The 16567-nt window shown below is 68.6% G+C and carries 16 protein-coding genes; 4 read left to right on the top strand and 12 right to left on the bottom strand.

The features are described from left to right. Nucleotides 1-2: 2 nt before the first annotated feature. Genes EV278_RS10535 through EV278_RS10560 form a run of 6 tightly spaced genes read right to left on the bottom strand, consistent with a single transcriptional unit; the run spans nucleotide 3 to nucleotide 5976 of the window. Entirely contained in the window at nucleotides 3-2534 is a 2532-nt protein-coding gene (locus EV278_RS10535; RefSeq protein WP_132090479.1) for a baseplate J/gp47 family protein, read from the bottom strand. Continuing rightward, the gene (locus tag EV278_RS10540; protein WP_132090482.1) at nucleotides 2534-2971 is read right to left on the bottom strand and encodes a GPW/gp25 family protein; all 438 of its coding nucleotides are present in this window, start codon (nucleotides 2969-2971) and stop codon (nucleotides 2534-2536) included. The genes EV278_RS10535 and EV278_RS10540 overlap by 1 nt, the downstream gene beginning before the upstream one ends. Nucleotides 2972-2973: 2 nt before the next feature. After that, nucleotides 2974-3318, bottom strand: a complete 345-nt coding sequence (locus EV278_RS10545) for a hypothetical protein (protein ID WP_035081941.1) — start codon at nucleotides 3316-3318, stop codon at nucleotides 2974-2976. A 2-nt stretch (nucleotides 3319-3320) separates the two neighbouring features. Beyond that, complete coding sequence (locus EV278_RS10550) at nucleotides 3321-4835, bottom strand: phage baseplate assembly protein V (protein WP_132090485.1); 1515 nt, start codon at nucleotides 4833-4835, stop codon at nucleotides 3321-3323. Beyond that, nucleotides 4832-5608 carry a hypothetical protein gene (locus EV278_RS10555; protein WP_132090488.1) on the bottom strand — a complete coding sequence of 259 codons (777 nt, stop codon included), beginning with the start codon at nucleotides 5606-5608 and terminating at the stop codon, nucleotides 4832-4834. The genes EV278_RS10550 and EV278_RS10555 overlap by 4 nt, the downstream gene beginning before the upstream one ends. Next, complete coding sequence (locus EV278_RS10560) at nucleotides 5596-5976, bottom strand: hypothetical protein (protein WP_132090491.1); 381 nt, start codon at nucleotides 5974-5976, stop codon at nucleotides 5596-5598. The genes EV278_RS10555 and EV278_RS10560 overlap by 13 nt, the downstream gene beginning before the upstream one ends. A gap of 574 nt (nucleotides 5977-6550) precedes the next feature. On the opposite strand from EV278_RS10560, the gene EV278_RS10565 reads away from it, so the two are divergent. After that, nucleotides 6551-6886 (top strand): hypothetical protein, encoded by a 336-nt coding sequence (locus tag EV278_RS10565; protein WP_132090494.1) that lies wholly within the window; start codon nucleotides 6551-6553, stop codon nucleotides 6884-6886. Nucleotides 6887-7080: 194 nt separating this feature from the next. On the opposite strand, the gene EV278_RS10570 is transcribed toward EV278_RS10565, so the two are convergent. The 4 genes from EV278_RS10570 to EV278_RS10585 form a co-directional block, all read right to left on the bottom strand. Beyond that, entirely contained in the window at nucleotides 7081-7551 is a 471-nt protein-coding gene (locus tag EV278_RS10570) for a phage tail protein (RefSeq protein WP_056753838.1), read from the bottom strand. Between the two features lie 25 nt (nucleotides 7552-7576). Continuing rightward, nucleotides 7577-8800, bottom strand: coding sequence for a phage tail sheath C-terminal domain-containing protein (locus EV278_RS10575; RefSeq protein ID WP_132090497.1), 1224 nt, complete (start codon nucleotides 8798-8800; stop codon nucleotides 7577-7579). 1 nt (nucleotide 8801) lies between these two features. Continuing rightward, a complete protein-coding gene (locus EV278_RS10580; protein WP_132090500.1) occupies nucleotides 8802-9485 on the bottom strand; it encodes a carboxypeptidase-like regulatory domain-containing protein in 684 nt (227 codons plus the stop codon). A gap of 503 nt (nucleotides 9486-9988) precedes the next feature. After that, nucleotides 9989-10825, bottom strand: coding sequence for a ceramidase domain-containing protein (locus EV278_RS10585; protein ID WP_132090503.1), 837 nt, complete (start codon nucleotides 10823-10825; stop codon nucleotides 9989-9991). Between the two features lie 359 nt (nucleotides 10826-11184). Here EV278_RS10585 and rfbF point away from each other — a divergent pair, with 359 nt between their 5' ends. Continuing rightward, a complete protein-coding gene (gene rfbF, locus EV278_RS10590) occupies nucleotides 11185-11967 on the top strand; it encodes a glucose-1-phosphate cytidylyltransferase (RefSeq protein ID WP_132090507.1) in 783 nt (260 codons plus the stop codon). 12 nt (nucleotides 11968-11979) lie between these two features. On the opposite strand, the gene EV278_RS10595 is transcribed toward rfbF, so the two are convergent. Then, nucleotides 11980-12912, bottom strand: a complete 933-nt coding sequence (locus EV278_RS10595; RefSeq protein ID WP_132090510.1) for an N-acetylneuraminate synthase family protein — start codon at nucleotides 12910-12912, stop codon at nucleotides 11980-11982. Between the two features lie 167 nt (nucleotides 12913-13079). On the opposite strand from EV278_RS10595, the gene EV278_RS10600 reads away from it, so the two are divergent. After that, nucleotides 13080-14036, top strand: a complete 957-nt coding sequence (locus EV278_RS10600) for an NAD(P)-dependent oxidoreductase (protein ID WP_279389374.1) — start codon at nucleotides 13080-13082, stop codon at nucleotides 14034-14036. Here EV278_RS10600 and rfbG read toward each other — a convergent pair. Further along, nucleotides 14000-15088, bottom strand: a complete 1089-nt coding sequence (rfbG, locus tag EV278_RS10605) for a CDP-glucose 4,6-dehydratase (protein ID WP_132090513.1) — start codon at nucleotides 15086-15088, stop codon at nucleotides 14000-14002. The two genes, EV278_RS10600 and rfbG, sit on opposite strands and share 37 nt — an antisense overlap. Before the next feature lie 201 nt (nucleotides 15089-15289). Here rfbG and rfbH point away from each other — a divergent pair, with 201 nt between their 5' ends. Then, nucleotides 15290-16564, top strand: coding sequence for a lipopolysaccharide biosynthesis protein RfbH (rfbH, locus tag EV278_RS10610; protein ID WP_243692164.1), 1275 nt, complete (start codon nucleotides 15290-15292; stop codon nucleotides 16562-16564). The last annotated feature ends 3 nt before the right edge of the window (nucleotides 16565-16567 follow it).

The following is a 16567-nucleotide window of genomic DNA, read 5'->3' on the forward strand; positions in this document are numbered from 1 at the left end:
GGTCAGCCCCCCGTATCGTCGTCGATCACCACGGAGAGGTGGTGCTGGTCGGCGCAGTAGAGCCAGTTGGGCGGCAGAGGGATCCGGTCGGTGAACACCGTCGCCGAGGCCGTGGCGAAATGCAGGGCCCCATCAAGGCTGCGATAGACGCCCATGGGGCCGCCGGCGAACACCATCGGCGCCCCGCCCGCCACGGGCGCTGCGGCCACGCAGGACACCACATGCAGCAACCGTTCGGTGTCGCGGATCGGCAGTCCGGCGTCGAGGGGCGCGGCGCGCCAGGCCGGCGCGGCGACGGTGGTGTCCAGGGCCAGCACGCCGCCGCGGTTCGAGCCCGCGAACACCCACTGGTCAGCGAAGGCCAGACCCTCGCAGGAGCCGCCCTGCCAGCCAACGTTGAAAGGCTTGAAGCCCTCGGGATCGTCGGCGCCGCCGGAACGCAGCTCCACCCGGAAGGCGCCAGATCCCTGCTGCCCAGCCTCGGCCGCGGCGGCCGCCCAGAGGAAGTCGCGGGCGTTGAAGCGCTGCACCGTCAGGCTGCGGATGTCCTGGCCGACCAGCCCCACCGAGTGGAAACTGTCCGACACCCCGCCCATGGCCGACAGGTAGACCCCGCCCTTGGCCCGGGCCGCCACCGCCACCTGGACGACGCCCGCCGACGACACCGAGGCGGTCACGGCGTAGAAGCCCTTGGTGTCCCGGGCCTTGTCGACCACCACCGGCGCCGGCCCGGCGTCGCCGAACGGCTTGAGTTGGCGCAGGCCTTCGGCCGTAGCGATCAGCAGCAGCGGCGAGCCTTCCCGGTCAACCCAGTCGGCGTCGGACACCTCGCTGTTGAACACCGCCGCCTCGGTCTTCCAGGTCTCGCCGCAGTCGCGCGACACGTGGATGGCGCCGCCGGCCTTGCGGACGACTCCCAGGGCGACCAAGCCGGGACGGTCGCGATGTCGCCGCACGAACAGCGGGCGGTCGCCCTCGGCCTTGAACACCACCGACCAGGTGCCGCCGTCGTCCAGGCTGCGATGCAGACCCTGGTTGGTGGCGGCGAACCAGGTGCGCGCCTGATGCGGATCGCGCAGCAGGTCCGACACGTCGCGGTCCGGCGCCTCGCCGATGGTCAGGCGAAGCTGGTCGGCATAGCGCACGCTGGGATCGGCCAGCATGGCCTCATAGACGTCGGAGGCCCGCAGAACCTGACCGAACGGCTCGTCGCGCAATGGCGAGAACAGCTTGTTGAGCCGGGTGCGGAGTCGCGCCTCGACGGCCGGCGCATCCTCCTCACGGCTGACCACCACCCGCGCCGCCACCGACACCGGCCGCACCCTGGCCCAGCCCACCGCCGTCTGCACGCCCAGCGGACGCCGCTGGTCGACCGCCTTCTGGACGCGCGCCCGAAGCTCCTCGCTTCGGCGCTCGATCACGGTCTGCGCGGTGACTCCCGCGTCGGGCAGCTTCTCCACGTCGACCGCGGGCACCAGCAGAATCTCGACCACGCCAGGCGCGGCATGGGCCCAGACCTGGGACTGGGCATAGGCCTTGGCCCGCGCCACCGCGCCGACGCTCAAGGCCACCCTTTCGAAGTCGCGGGCGGTGACCGCGCAGCGCATGGAGGTCAGCTCCAGCGGCCCGCGCCGCATCGCTGCCTGCACGGTCTCGGCGTCGGCTCCGCCGGCGGCCTGCGCGAGATTGGTCACCGCCAGGTCGGCGATCGGAGTCTTGAACACCGTCAAGGCGCCGGGAACCACGTTGCCCGCCCGGCCGCCGCCGCTCCGGTACCAGACCCGAATGTCCCGTCCCAGGGCGGGCACGCTGGCCAGTGGCGTGGAGCCTTCGCCCGCCAGGGCCGGGGCGAACTGGATGCGCCCAGCGGCGCGATCGACGCTATAGACGCAGTCCGTTGGTGCGGCGTCGGCGAAGCTGACGACCTCCCGCCAGATCCGATAGCTCTTGTCGCCCAGGGTGCGCGACACGGCGCCGTCGGCCAACTCGGCGTTGTCGGCCTCGACGCCGACGATCAGGTCCAACCCGTCGCCAGACGGCGCGATGATCGGGGGCCGCCTGACCTGCACGCTCTGACCCGGCGCGCCGGTTCCAACCCCGACCGCCTCGGCCTCGGTCATGTCGCAATGCAGGGCCGGCGCCTCGACGCTCTTCTGGTCGGCCGCCAGGGTCGCGGCCTGGGTGACCACGAAGGTCGCCGAGCCGTCGCTGGTGGCGATGCGCGCGCCGGCGGGAATGACGATCCGCGCATTGCCGGTCGTGCGCGTGAAGGTCAGGGTCGTTGCCGCCGCGGCCGGCGGCCGGACCTGGGCGCCAACTAGGTTCAGCAGGCTGACATAGAGCTTCTCCGGCACGCGATTGAGCCGGTACAGCATGGTGTCGGTCAGATAGGCGAAGGCCTCGAGCAGGGTGATGCCGGGATCGCTGGGATTGCGGTCGGTCCATTCCGGGCACGAGCGGTCGATGACCTTGATGGCGTCGGCCATCAGGTCGGTGAAGGAACGGTCGTCCAACTTGGGAGCGGGCAGCGGCATCAGGCGGCCTCTCCTTGCAGGTCGAGCCCGAATTGCAGCTGGCCGGGCTGATTGCTGCTGCGCACCCGGTAGTCCAGCGAGACCGTCAATTGGCTGGGCGCGGCGGGATCGACGCCGGCGTCCAGCCGCACGATCTCGATCCTCGGCTCCCAGCGCTTGATCGACTGGCGCACGTAATGGATGGCCAGGCCGGCGGTCGTGGCGTCATTGGGCGCGAACATCAGTCGATGCAGCGGGCAGCCATAGCTAGGTCGCATCACCCGCTCGCCGGGTATGGTGGTCAGCAGCAGGATGATCGCCTGGCGCACGGCGTCGTGGCCGCTGACGTCGGCCAGCCGTCCTGTGGGCGAAAGGACCAGCCCCGCCGGCCGCCGCAGCTCGGACGTGGCCCCGCCCAGCTCGGCGCCTTCGAACCGGATGCCCCGCACCGTCTTCATGCTCAACTCCCGGCCGCCACGAGACGCTGGCCGGGATCGACCACGCGGTAGTTGACCGTGCCGGGCGGCGAGCCGTCGGTAAGCCCAGTCACCGTATCCAGGCACACGGCCCGACCGCCGATGGTGACGAAGGTCGAATAACCCTGCTTGACCGCCAGGGTCGTCAGACAAGGTCGCAGGCCGATGACCGGATTGGCGTTTGGACAGGCCGAGATCGGCCGTGACTGGGGATTGGGGTTCACCAGCGCCAGTCGGTTCTTGATCCGCACCAGGGTCTGGGTCGGGGCGATGCCCACCCGGCCGCCATGGTCGCAAACCAGCGTCGCATCCTGAGTCAACCACAGCATGCTCACCCCTCCTCGAAGGCGACGGCGGCCGCGCGGATCGTCAACCGGCGGCCTGGGGCCTCGATGACCAGGTCGCCGCTGGCTCGCAGGCGCGAGCCGTTGGGGCCGAACTCGAACACCCCGCCCGCGCGGGTCTCCAACCGCGCCAGGGCGTCGACGCTGTCCAGGGTCAGGACCTGGCCGCCGGGCGTGCGCACGGTGAAGGCCCGGGCGCCGGCCGTACCCGCGCCACGCGGGCCGGGCGCGGTGCGCTCGCCATAGAGGCCGCCCAGGACCAGCCCCCGGGCCGGGTCGCCGTCGGGAAACAGCACCAGCACGTCGTCCTCGGGCTCGGGCAGGATGGCCACCCCCTTCTCGGCGCCCGCGCCGAGCAGCAGCACCGACATCCAGCCGGTCTCGACGTCGCCCAGCACAGGCAGGCGAGCCCGGACCCGCGCCAGGCCGTCGGGATCGTCGGCGTCGATCACCTTACCCAGGGTGAAGGCCGGGACTCGCGGGCGATCGGGCCGGGTCGGCGGCTCGGTCGAGATCTCCACCACATAGCCGCGCGCCTCCTCGAAGCGATGGAGGGCGCGCGTGACCACGCAGCGACCATCGACCAGCTCGCCGACGCCTTCCAGGGTCACCGGCCGCCCAGGACGCAGGCGGGTGTCGCCCTCGACCACAGCCTCCAGCAGCACCGCGCGGGCGGCGGCGCGGTCGAGATCGGCCTGGGCCAGGCTCTCGGCCTCGGCGGCGTCGGCGGCCAGGCGATTGAACAAGGTCCGGCCGCCCAGGTCCGGAAAGGCCGTCAGTCCGCCGTCCCGCAGCTCTTCCGCGTCCTGTCGGGCAAGGCCGGCGCGGGCGTTGACCGCCATCGCGCGGGCGGGGTCCCATGACTGGGCGCCGGTCCAGGGCCGTAGCGAGTCGGCGCCGGCTGTCGCGCTGGCCTGAATGATCTCGCGGCGCATCCGGAGCGGGATCGGATCCCCCTCGCCAGCAAGGCTGACCAGCCGCAGACGATCGGCCTCAAGCACCACATAGAGGCCGGCGTCGCGCGCTAAGTCGACCACCAGGTCGAAGTCGTTCTGGTCGTGCTGAACGATCAGGGCGCGGGTCGGCGGATGCTCGGAGCAACTGAACGTCAAGCCGAGGTCGCCCGCCATCTGCTCGGCCAGGTCGGCGACCGTCGTGTCAGCCAGGGTCCGGGCCCGCTGGCGCAGCCGCGCCCTGTGCAGCTTGTCGAGCGCCCGCAGGCGCACCACCCTCCCCTGGGCGGCGTCGTGCTGGTACTCGACGGCCGTGATCTCGCCGTCGAAAAGATCGCCGGAGCCGTCGACTGATAAGGCCAGGCCCGCGCCGAGGTGCAGGCCTGGCAAGCTGTCCGCCGACGGGTCGGCGAAGACCACCTCGGCCATGGCCGGCGCGTTGAGGGCCTGGCGCACGAAGGCGGAGACGGCGTGACGTCCCAGCTTGGCGTCCAACGGCGCCCCGTCCAGGCGGACCCGCAAGGGGCGGTTGGCGAAGATCGAGGTCACGCGCGCGCTCCCAACAGGGCCGCCAGGGGCGGCAGCACGATGGTCGTGCCTTCCGGAATATTCAGGGGATCATCGACGCCGTTGTAGGCCGCCACGTCGGCCCACAGGGTCGGGTCGCCATAGCCGTCGTCGGCGACCTGGTCGAAGCGCTTCAGCGGCAGGCCGTCGTTATCAACCGGCATATCGACGGCCGGGGCCTGATCGATGGACTCGCCGTCGAGTTCGGCCGGCGCCTCGAACTGTGGCGTGACCGGTCGGCTGGGGGCCGGACGCGGTTCGGAATCCTCGACGCGACGCAGGCGCAGGCTGAGCCACGAACGCCGGGGCGCGCCGTCGGCGTTGAACCGCTCGAGGCGCTCGGAGACATGCAGCACCACGCCCGGGATGTTCCAGGACTTGCCCCAGATGAACCGGACCGTCGGCGGGGCGGCGAAACCGTCGGCCGCCACGGCGTTCTCGGTCAGGTCCCACAGCGGCCGGGTCAGGGCGCGGACGTCGTCGTCCTCGGCCGGTCCTCGGCCGTCCTCCGCGGCCGCCGGCGAGCGGCCTTCGCGAGCGACCTCGACGTCGAACAGCAGGTTCAGGTCGTATTCGGTAACCCCGCCGCCGGTGGCGATCAACGGATCTTCCGAGCGCGCGACGCCGGTCAGGAAGCCGCCGCCGGCCAGCCGCGTCCGCACCCCGGCCGTGCGGCGCGCCTCGAGGTTCTCCGGATTGAGCAGGCACGAGATCCGCTCGCCGGACCGTTCCAGCAGGAAGGCTACACGCTCCATCGGCCCTCTTCCTGTTCACGAGCCAGCTCCTCCCAGCGCGGCGGCGGAGCGGCGACGCCCTGCGGTGACGCGAAGGTCGCCGGCGGCAGTCCCGGCCAACGGACTTCCGGCGGCGGATCGGCGAAACGACGCGCGGCGGCCCGCGACGGCGCCGCGCCAGGCGCCGTGAAGTTCGATCGCTTGGCCCCATCGGCCGCTTCGCCATGCGGGGCATGGGCGGCGTGCTCGACGACCGAAGCCTTGGAAACCCTCGGCTGCGCGATGGACTCGGCCGGACGGGTAAGGGTTGTCGACTCGTCGTGGTCCTGGCGCGAAAATGCCGCCGGGGGGTCCGGAAATGTCGCCATCTGTGGCTCGAAGCCGGGCACGGACGCTCGCCGGGGCGCATGACCGGGCATCCAGTGGGCCCGCAGCGGCGCTGACGTTACCGGCAGGTCGGCAACCGGAGGACGTTCGGCGCCGGATCGCACTTGGGAGGCGGCGAGCGCCCGGAAGATGGGGCGTCGCCTGCTGGGCAAGGAGGGGCGCACCGCGGCTGTCCCAAGATCTTGGGTCGCCCGCGGGATGGTCCCGGAAGTTTCGGCGGCAAGGGCGGCGGGTGCGCGCTTCACCGGCTTCGGGCGAGGCGCGAAAAGCCGCGCGATATGCACCGGCCCCTGCACCAATCTTTCCAGAATCGAGGACGTGCGATCGCGAGATATGGCTGGCGGCCGGACCCCGCCACCGTGGGCTCCAGGGTCAAGAGCCGCCCGCTTCTCGGCGACTGTCCGAACCTCGGGATCCAACCCGATCGACGGAGCCTGAAACGACGAAGCTGTCGTCGCCCGTGATCTCTCGACAGGGATGCGCGGCGCATCCCCCAATGCGGCTTGACGCACGAGCGCTTCGGAGGCCGCCGTTGCCCGCAACGTCTCCGAGGTTGGTCGACACGACGTGTCAACCTTGACCGACAGCGGCGAACGCGGTCGGCCGCCGCCGTCGCCGGCGTTCGGCCCAGGCGCTGCACGGGCTGGAGGTTCAGGCCCTACCGCTGGCGACGCAGACGCGAACACCGGCCTTGGTCGCCGCTTCGGGGCGAGGTCGGGTCGTCGCCAGGTCTCGGAGGGACGTTCTCGCAGCGCCGCCAGGGTCGGGACGACCGCCTCGCGGTGGGACGACGGCCTGACCGGGGCCGGATCGCGCGAGACCGGCGGCGGCAAGGACTGGGGTTCGGTCGGCGGCCAAGTCGCCGGGTCGCTGTTCAGGGACAAGGGAACCTCGCCCGCCTCGGCCAACTGAGACGTCCGCTCAGCGACGTGCGCCAGCCAATGGACCGGCGCGCCCGGATACCGTTCGGCCAGGGCGGCCATGACCGGGTTCGGCGCCAGCGCGGATTGGTCCTCGGCGGCGCGCTCCAGGACCAGGGCCACGGAACGGGCCAGGGCGGCCATGGCGCTCAGCCAACCCGAAAACAGGCGGCGAAGGACCATGGCTTACGCTCGGGTCAGGGTGTCGAAGGACAGCTTCAGTTCCTCGATCGCCACCTCACGGCCGAGGGCGTCGAAAGACACCCCGCTCCATTCACAGGGCCAGGCGTTGTCGAGGTTCCAGCGCAGGACCTCGGCCGTACCTTTCACGTCCATCATCGCGATCGAGATGTTGCGGCGGGGCGTGCCGCCAGCCAGGACCTCCTTGAGCCAGTCCCACAGGGCCGGGGTCTTGGTCAGGCCGTAGCGCAGCGTGACCTCGGCATATTCGACCGGCCCGGGTAGGGTCCGGACGATCTGACCGCTGCCGGACTCCCGATAGCGGATCGGATGGATCCGCACGCCCAGGCCGAAACACTCCGTGAACCGAACGTCGCCCATCTCGCGGGACGAGAGCATGAAGTTGTAGTTGCGATAGACGTCGGGGAGCGCGCCGACCTTGGGCGCCGCCGCTGCTTCTTCGGGCTTGTTGGCCATGACGGATCCTCTTCAAGGTTGGGGGTCAGGCGGTCTCGACGGTGGATCCGACCGCCGTCTGGCCGATGCGGAAGATGACGAATTCGGCGGGCTTCACCGGCGCGATGCCGATGACCACCACGACCTGGCCGGCGTCGACCACCTCGGGCGGGTTGGTCTCGGCGTCGCACTTGACGAAGAAGGCGTCCTCGGGCCGGGCTCCCGCCAAGGCGCCCTGACGCCAGAGCAGGGTCAGGAACGCGCCGACGTCGCGCTGGATGTCCTTCCACAACGGACCGGCGTTGGGCTCGAACACCACCCAGCGGGTGCTGATGGCGATCGATTCCTCAATCATGTTGAACAGTCGGCGGACGTTCAGGTAGCGCCAGTTACTGGCGCTGGGGGCCAGGGTCCGGCCCCCCCAGACGCGAACGCCTTCGCGGGTGAAGAAGCGGATGCAATTGACGCCGACCGGGTTGAGCACGTCCTGCTCGGCCCGCGACAGCATCTGGGTCAATCCCTCGGCGCCCCGGATCGTGACATTGGCCGGAGCCTTGTGCACGCCACGCTCGCTATCGGTGCGGGCATAGATCCCGGCCATGTGGCCCGAAGGCGGGATCTGGGCCAGGCTATCGGGATCGACGGCGTCGCGGCCCCGGAGCCAGGGGAAGTAGCAGGCGCCGTAGCCGCCGTCGGAATCCCGCGGCCGAAGACCCGGCTTCGGCCCACGTCCGCGAGGCGTCGCCGGGGCCGCATCGCCTTCGGCGGCGGGCGTCGCGGAAGGGGCAGCGCTGCCGTCCGCCGCGCGGGTCAAGACTTCGACGTCATCGACGCGAGGCGGGGCGTCCAGGATCGCCACGCGGTCCTTCAGCGACTCCGCGGCGTCGAGCAGAGCTCCATGCGAAGCCGGATCGGTGCGGCCGGGAGCGGCGATGATGGCGATTTCGTCGATCGCCGCCAGGGCGTCCAGCCCCCGCCCCTTGCCGGCGATCGCCCCGTCGGCCTTGATGTTGACGACATAGCAGCGTGAGCCGCCGTTCAGGAAGAAGCCGTAGACGGCGTTGGCCAGGTCGGTGCCCTTGTCGCCGTCGCGCACGTAGCGTCGCCGAAACTCGCTCCAATTGTTGATCGCCACCGCCTCGTCGAGGAAGGCGTCGGGGTTCGGCGCCGTCCCGACGAAGCCGGCCGTCGATGTTCCCACCGCCTCGATCGGACGGGTTCCAGAGTCGATCTCCTCGACGTAGACGCCGGGGCTCAAATAGGACGGCATGTCAAATCTCCAGCGGTAGACGAAGGATCACGGGATTGCCGGTCTCGACCTCGCGGTCGATCTCGATCCCGCGGGCGCGAACATTGAGGCGCACCGGCGCGCCCTTGCCGCCGACGGGTCCGCGAAGGCGAAAGCGGCCGAACGCATCGGTCTGGGCGGCGCGGTCCACGCCCTCGACGCACACCACGGCGCCGGCGACCGGCGTGTCGCCGGGTCCCAGGACCGCCCCCTGGAGCACTCCGAGCTCGCCGGCGTCGATCTTGAGCGGGAAGCGGACCAGGGCGGCCCGGGCGACCGCCCGCCGCCGCGCGATCGAGACCGTGGCCCGCAGCACAAAACCGGGTCCCGGCGGCAGGTCCAAGTCAGCGCAGAGCTTCAGCGCGTCACGATCCAGCGCCACTTCAGCCTCGTCATACTCCATGGCCGCGAACATCAACGCCATGGCGCCGGTCTGTTCGATGATGGGATCGGCGGCGCGCACCGTGACGAGGTAGTCGGCGGTCAAGATCAGGGGCGGCGCGATCGCGCGGGGCGTCGCCTGGGGGGCCAAGCTGATCAGGCGGAGGTCTACCCCTTCGCCGCAATCGCGATCGCCAAGGGACCGGGCGACGACGGCTCGCCCCGGCAGGACCGTCTGGGTCCAGCCGATCAGATCCCGCGTCGTTTCCTCCAGCCCCTCGGTCATTCCGGCCACCCCTCGGGTACAACCCAAAGACGTCTCGCCCTACTTAGGCCCAGTTTTGCAAAAATAGGAAGATCATATTTCATCGTTTTTTGAGAGAAACGTGCTTTTCAAGATAATTTTCACATCACATCATGATATGAAATTTCTGAAATATCGCAAATACAGGATCTCGCGGAGCGACGATTACTTATCGTTGCCCGTTTTCTTTCCTGATTTTTTTACCTAAACTCGTATAATAAATGTAATATGGCGAAATGGTCGTTTTTAACTGCGATCAGAATGCGCCCAGCACCTAAAAGACACGTCTAAAATTACCTTCCAGAAATCAGAACAAACGCGGGGGTTGCGCCAAATCGACATTGGAAGGCCTAGGCCAGCCTTGAAGCCCGCGCGAGATCATTGAGCAGCGGACCTTCGGTGATGGGCGAGCCTTGGCGACGCCCCAGGACCACCGCCCTCCGACGCGAAGACCGCGGCTGGGCCCATGGGCTCCGGAGCCGTCCTCACGCTCGGTTCTCCTCTCGCCAATAGAAGTAGAGCAGCACCGCCATCGCACCGGCCAGCGGGTGCCAGAGGATTCCGTGCGGCTGGAAGAAGTCCTTGGGGTGGCACATCGGCCCGTCGGTCTGCGACAGCGCCCAGAATACGGTCGCCGCAATGATGCACCCCACCGCCAACCACCACAGCAGGATGGTCAGCCACCTGCCTTGCCAGGGTTTTCCGTCGCGCACGCAGGCGACGATCTCCAGCGCCAGGTACGCCGCCACCAAGGCGATGATCAGGATCAGCGACTTGAACTCCCACTGCCAAAGGGCGTGGATGATCAGGAACACCACGACAGTGATCGGATAGAAAACCCAGAACACCCAGTCGGCGGGAACCAGGCGGCGCAAGGTGTAGAACACCAGGAAGGCGGCATAGACGTACATCGACAGGCCATCGAAGTTTCCCGCCCAGCCGACGATGGAGGCGTGGAACCACATGCTGCCCAAACCCAGGAACAGCACCGCGAAGACGTACAGGTCGGCGATGAAGTTGTCGGACCGCATGACGTTCTCGCCGCCCGCGCCATCCTTGCGATCCAGATAGATCATGAAGGCCACCAGGCCGGCCGTTAGGATCGAGTAGAGATTGAACCAGGTGTTGACCGGCTGCCGGACGCCACGGACATGCGCGATGACGTCGGCCGGGTCGAAGGCCTCGCAGAAACAGGTGTTGGGGGTCGCGGCCATGCAGCTGTCCGGACTGCCCGGCCAGCCGGCGGCGACGAAGATCAGGAACGGCAGCAGGACCAGGACGATCCCGGCCCCCAACACGATGAAACCGCGGTAAGCGGTCATGGCCCCTCCTTGAGAACTCAAGTGGACGCGGAACTCTCCCGGGACAGCTCGGGTACGCAGGTCGGTGGACGGTCGAAGTCGACCGGACTCGAGAACAACAGCTCCTCACCGGCGCGGCATTCGCGAGCGCCGTGGCCGCCCGTTCGATCACCCAGATCTCAGCGGTCTACAGTCAAGGTTACGCGGATTGGGAGATCAATTAACGCGCTGAACTCATAGGTGGAGTTTATCAGGCCCTCGCGATCCGTCCAGACGCCATTTCTTCAGCCCGGAGCGCGCGACGACCGTCCGCGAACCGTGATGCTCCCGATCTCCAACTTCGGTAGAGTCCCCTGGAGATTCCCGTCGAAAGCGGTCGCATGGCGCAGAACACCAAGGTCAAAGTCGTCATCCTCGCCGGCGGCAAGGGGACGCGGATCGCCGAGGAAACCCAGGTCCGTCCCAAGCCGATGGTCGAGATCGGCGGCCGACCGATCATCTGGCACATCATGAAGTCCTACAGCGCCCATGGCCTGAACGACTTCGTCATCTGCTGCGGCTACCTGGGCGACAAGGTTCGCGAATACTTCCTGAACTACGCCTACCAGAACGCCGACCTGACGATCTCGCCGAACGGCCAGGTCGAGGTCCATCAGCGTCATGCCGAGCCCTGGACCGTCACCCTGGTCGACACCGGGGACGACACCATGACCGGTGGGCGGATCAAGCGGGTGGGCCGCTACGTCGCCGATGATCCCTATTTTTGCCTGACCTACGGCGACGGCCTGTCCGACGTCGACATCGGGGCCCTGCTCCGCTTCCACGAGGCCCACGGCGCCCAGGCGACGATCACCGCGGTCAGCCCTCTCGCCCGCTTCGGCGCCCTGAAGATCAAGGGCGACACCGTCGAGCGGTTCGTCGAAAAGCCGTCGGCCGAAGGCGGACGGATCAACGGCGGGTTCTTCGTGCTGTCGCCCAAGGTTTTGGATCTGATCGAAGGCGACGAGACGGTGTTCGAACAGGCTCCGCTGGAGCGCCTGGCCCGGAGCGGACAGCTACGGGCTTTCCGTCACGACGGATTCTGGCAGCCCATGGATACGCTGCGAGAGAAACTCCACCTCGAAGACCTCTGGGCCCGGGGCGCGCCCTGGAAATCCTGGTAGCCGGCGCAGACCTCAGGTCGCGTCGCCCGACCAGTAGCGCAGCTTCTCGGCAACCGAGGTCTCGCCGGGCGTGATGCGCTTTTCGCCGTCGCCCAGCCATTCGCGAAGGTCGCGCAAGCGCGAGACCAGCACCTTCAGCTCGTTCGGCTCCAGCGAGGCCGACTGGTCCGAACCGTACATCGTCCGGTCCAGGGTGATGTGGCGCTCGATGGCCACCGCGCCCAGCATGGCGGCCACCAGACTGGGTTCCACCGAAGCCTCGTGACCGCTGTAGCCGACCGGCGCGCCATAGCGGCGGCGCAGGGTGTCGATCGTCATCAGGTTCAGGTCGGCGGGCGGAGTCGGATAGGTGGAGACCGTGTGCATCAGCACGAACGGACAGGCCGCCGCGCGCAGGATCTCCACCGCCGCGTCGATCTGCTCGAACGTGCACATGCCGGTGGAGGCGAACACCAGCTTGCCCTCGGCGGCCACCGCCTCGACCAGCGGACGATGGGTCAGCATGGCCGAGGCCAGCTTGTTGTAGGGCAGATCGTACTTGGCCAGGAACGACTGGCTGGGCACGTCCCAGGCCGAGGCGAACCAGGCCAGGCCCAGCTCGCGGCAATAGGCGTCAATGGCGTCGTACTCGGCCTCGCCGAACTCCAGCCCCTCCTTCTGAGCACGCTGGGTTTCGCCCCAGGGACTCTGGCGCGGCGCGGCCAGCACCTCGGGCGTGTAGACGATGTCGATCGTCCGCTTCTGGAACTTCACCGCGTCGCAGCCGGCCTCGCTGGCGGCCCGGATCAACGACTTGGCGATCTCCAGGTCGCCGTTGTGATTGATGCCAATCTCGGCGATCACGAAAGGACGGTCCGCCAGCGGCCATGGGATCGAAGCCAGACGCTCGGTGGCCATGTTCTCCACGGAAAGCGCCTTGTTGATCGAGGCGTCGACGGTCTGCATGGTGTCCGGGTCCTGTTGTACGGACGAGCGACGTTCGGACGTCGCCTTCCGAGGCGTGGAAGCCGCCGCGAGGGCTCTTGGCTCCAGCGCGGGCTGGTATATCTATCGCGACCGATCCTGCTGCGGCCGTGATTTGCGTTCCCTTGTCTAGAATGGAGTCGGCGATAATGCCTAGGTGCAAGTTCGCCGCATGGTTAGCGCACCCCTCCAGTTGCGTGGCGATCGTCGGAGCGTCGGGCTGGGTCGGAATGGCGCTGGCCGACCATGTTCTGACGATCTGCCCGGACCTTCCGCCAGATCGCTTGCGGTTGCTCGGCTCTTCCCACCGCACCCTGGAACTTGGCGATCACCGGCCCCGGATCGAGCCGCTGGACGCCTCGGCGCGCCTGGGAAACGGCGAGTGGCTGATCCTCCACGCCGCCATCATTGGCGGCGACCGGGTCGAAGGCGGCGATCTACAGGAAATGCGACGTCGCAACGACGCCCTGCTGGACCGGGTTCTGGCCCTGGCTGATACGACCAAAACGCGACGACTGGTCGCATTCTCGTCGGGCGCCGTCGGGCGGCCCGATGTCGGCTCGCTTGACCGCGTGGCCTATACGGCCATGAAACGCGATCACGAGACCGTCATCGCCGAATGGGCCCGCCGAACCGGCAAGCCCGTGCTGATCCCACGCGTGTTCAACCTCGGCGGCCCCTTCATCAACCACACCGAAGCCTACGCCCTGGGCGCCTTTATCCTGGCCCTCGCACGGCGCGGCCGGATCACGATCGGCGCCGCCGATCCAGTGTTCAGGAGCTTCGTCCACGTCGCGGAAATGGCGCGGGTGATTCTCGACATGGCGGTGGACGAGACACAGTCGGCTGACCCGTTCGACATCGGCGGCGCCGAAGTGGTCGAGTTGGGCGCGCTGGCCATGGCGGTCGGCCAGGCCCTCGGTCCGAGCGATCCGCCGATCGATCGCCCAGAACCCGGCGACGGCCCTGGCGACTGGTATGTCGGTGACGGCCGACGCTATCAGAACGCCCTCTTCCGGCGCGGCGAGCACCCGACCCCGCTGGCGCGGACGGTGGCCGACACGGTCGCTTACCTGGCGGCGACGGGCGCGCTGGACGAGGCGTAGCGATCGATCTGCGCCTGCGTCGTCGCGCGCAGGTCGCGGCCAGCCTGGGCCTCGCGCCACCAGTCGATGGTCAGGGCGACGGATTGCTCAAGATCCAAGCGCGGCCTCCAACCCAATTCGGCCTTGGCGAGGTCGGAATTCAAGGTCAGCAGGCCCGCCTCGTGGGGGGCGGAAGGGTCGCTCCGCTCGACAAGCCGCGCCTCCCCGCCCCACGCGTCCGCCGCGATCCGAGCCACCTCGCCGACCGACCGGGCTCCATTCGCGTCAGGACCGAAGTTCCAGGCCCGCAGCCCGCCCTCGGGCAAGGCGGCCAGGGCCTGCACGGCCAGGAGATAGCCTTGCAACGGCTCCAGCACGTGCTGCCACGGGCGCACGGCCGCGGGATTGCGCAGCACCGCCGCCTCGCCTCGCGCGAAGGCCGACAGCACGTCGGGCAGAAGCCGGTCGCGCGACCAGTCGCCGCCCCCGATCACGTTTCCGGCCCGCGCGACTCCCACGGCTGCGCCGACCCCTTCCAGGAAAGAGGCGAAATAGGCCCTTACAGCCAGTTCCGCGCAGGCCTTGCTGGCGCTGTAAGGGTCTCGGCCGCCCAGGCGGTCGCTCTCCCGGTAGGCTTGGCCATGCTCCAGGTTCTCATAGACCTTGTCGGTGGTGACGATCAGGGTCGTGGCCGGACGTGGCTGGCGACGCACGGCGTCCAGCACGTTGACCGTGCCCATCAGATTGGTGGCGAAGGTCTCCTGCGGCGCGGCATAGGCCCGGCGCACCAGAGGCTGGGCGGCCATATGGATCACCACCGACGGCGCGAAATCCAGTACGGCGGCGTCCATCGCGTCGGGATCGCGCACGTCGGCGATCACGCTGTCCAGCCCCTCCGCGACGCGCGCCGCCTCGAACAGGCTTGGCTGACTGTCAGGGAGCAGCGCCAGGCCGCGCACGGTCGCCCCCAGCCGCTCCAGCCACAGGCTCATCCAGCCGCCCTTGAAGCCGGTATGCCCGGTCAGCAGCACCCGCCGCCCGCGCCAGAAATCCTCGTCGAGCCTGATGGTCATGACGTCTCCAAAGCCGACAGGGATTCCCGCCAGACGCCCATGGCAGTTTGACGCGCCGACGCTGGACCGAATCGGCGATAATCATCGTCTCCGCCCGGGCGGAGCAGCAAGACCGCCGTTTGCGGGCGCATCGGGGAGCGCGTCATCTCGTTTCAGGAACCTTCGGAGGAGACCGCGGCGCTGCGCGGCAGGATTCTCGCCCTGGTCGAGGAGTACCACGCGCTGGCCCATGCGCCGAAGGCGTTCGAACCGGGCGCATCGCCCGTTCCTGTGTCGGGCCGGATTTACGACGCCTCGGACATGCGCAGCCTGGTCGACTCGGCCCTGGACTTCTGGCTGACGACCGGCCGCTTCAACGACGCGTTCGAGGCCGGGCTGGTCCAGCGCCTGGGCGCCCGGTTCGCCATGACGGTCAACTCCGGTTCGTCGGCCAATCTGGTGGCGTTGTCGGCACTGACCTCGCCGAAGCTGAAGGCGCGCCAGCTCAAGCCCGGCGACGAGGTGATCACCGCCGCCACCGGCTTTCCGACCACGGTGAACCCGATGCTCGGCGCGGGCCTGGTCCCGGTGTTCGTCGACATGTTGCCGACCACCTACAATTTCGACCCCGACAAGGTCGCCGCCGCGATCGGCCCCAAGACCAAGGCGATCATGGCCGCCCACACCCTGGGCAACCCGTTCGATCTGGCCGCCATTCGCAAGCTCTGCGACGATCACGGCCTGTGGCTGGTCGAGGACTGCTGCGACGCCCTAGGCTCGACCTATGACGGTCGGCAGGTGGGCACGTTCGGCGACATCGCCACCCTCAGCTTCTATCCCGCCCACCACATCACCACCGGCGAAGGCGGGGCGGTGTTCACCAACGACGAGTTCCTGCGCCGGTTGGCGGAATCGTTCCGCGACTGGGGCCGGGACTGCTTTTGCGCGCCGGGTCAGGACAACACCTGCGGCAAGCGGTTCGGCTGGAAGATGGGCGACCTGCCGCGGGGCTACGATCACAAGTACACCTACGGCCACCTCGGCTATAACCTGAAGATGACCGACATGCAGGCCTCGGTGGGCCTGGCGCAGCTGGACCATCTGGACGGCTTCATCGCCGCGCGCAGGCGCAATTTCGCCGCCCTGAAGGCGGGCCTGGCCGACCTGCAGGAATTCCTGGTGCTGCCGGAGGCGACGCCGAACAGCGACCCTGCCTGGTTCGGCTTTCCGATCACCGTCAGACCCGAAACGGCCTTCACCCGCAACGAATTGACCCGCCGCCTTGAGGACGCCCGCATCGGCACGCGCCTGCTGTTCGGCGGTAACCTGGTGCGCCAACCCTATATGGCCGGCCGCAATTTCCGGATCGCCGGCGAGCTGACCGTGGCTGACACGATCATGGAGCGGACGTTCTGGATCGGGGTCTATCCTGGCCTTGGCGCTGACCACATCGCCTACATGCTCGACGTCATCCACGACTTCTGCCGTACAGCCTGACCC

The organism is Caulobacter sp. BK020 (assembly GCF_004342605.1).
Classification (GTDB): Bacteria; Pseudomonadota; Alphaproteobacteria; order Caulobacterales; family Caulobacteraceae; genus Caulobacter.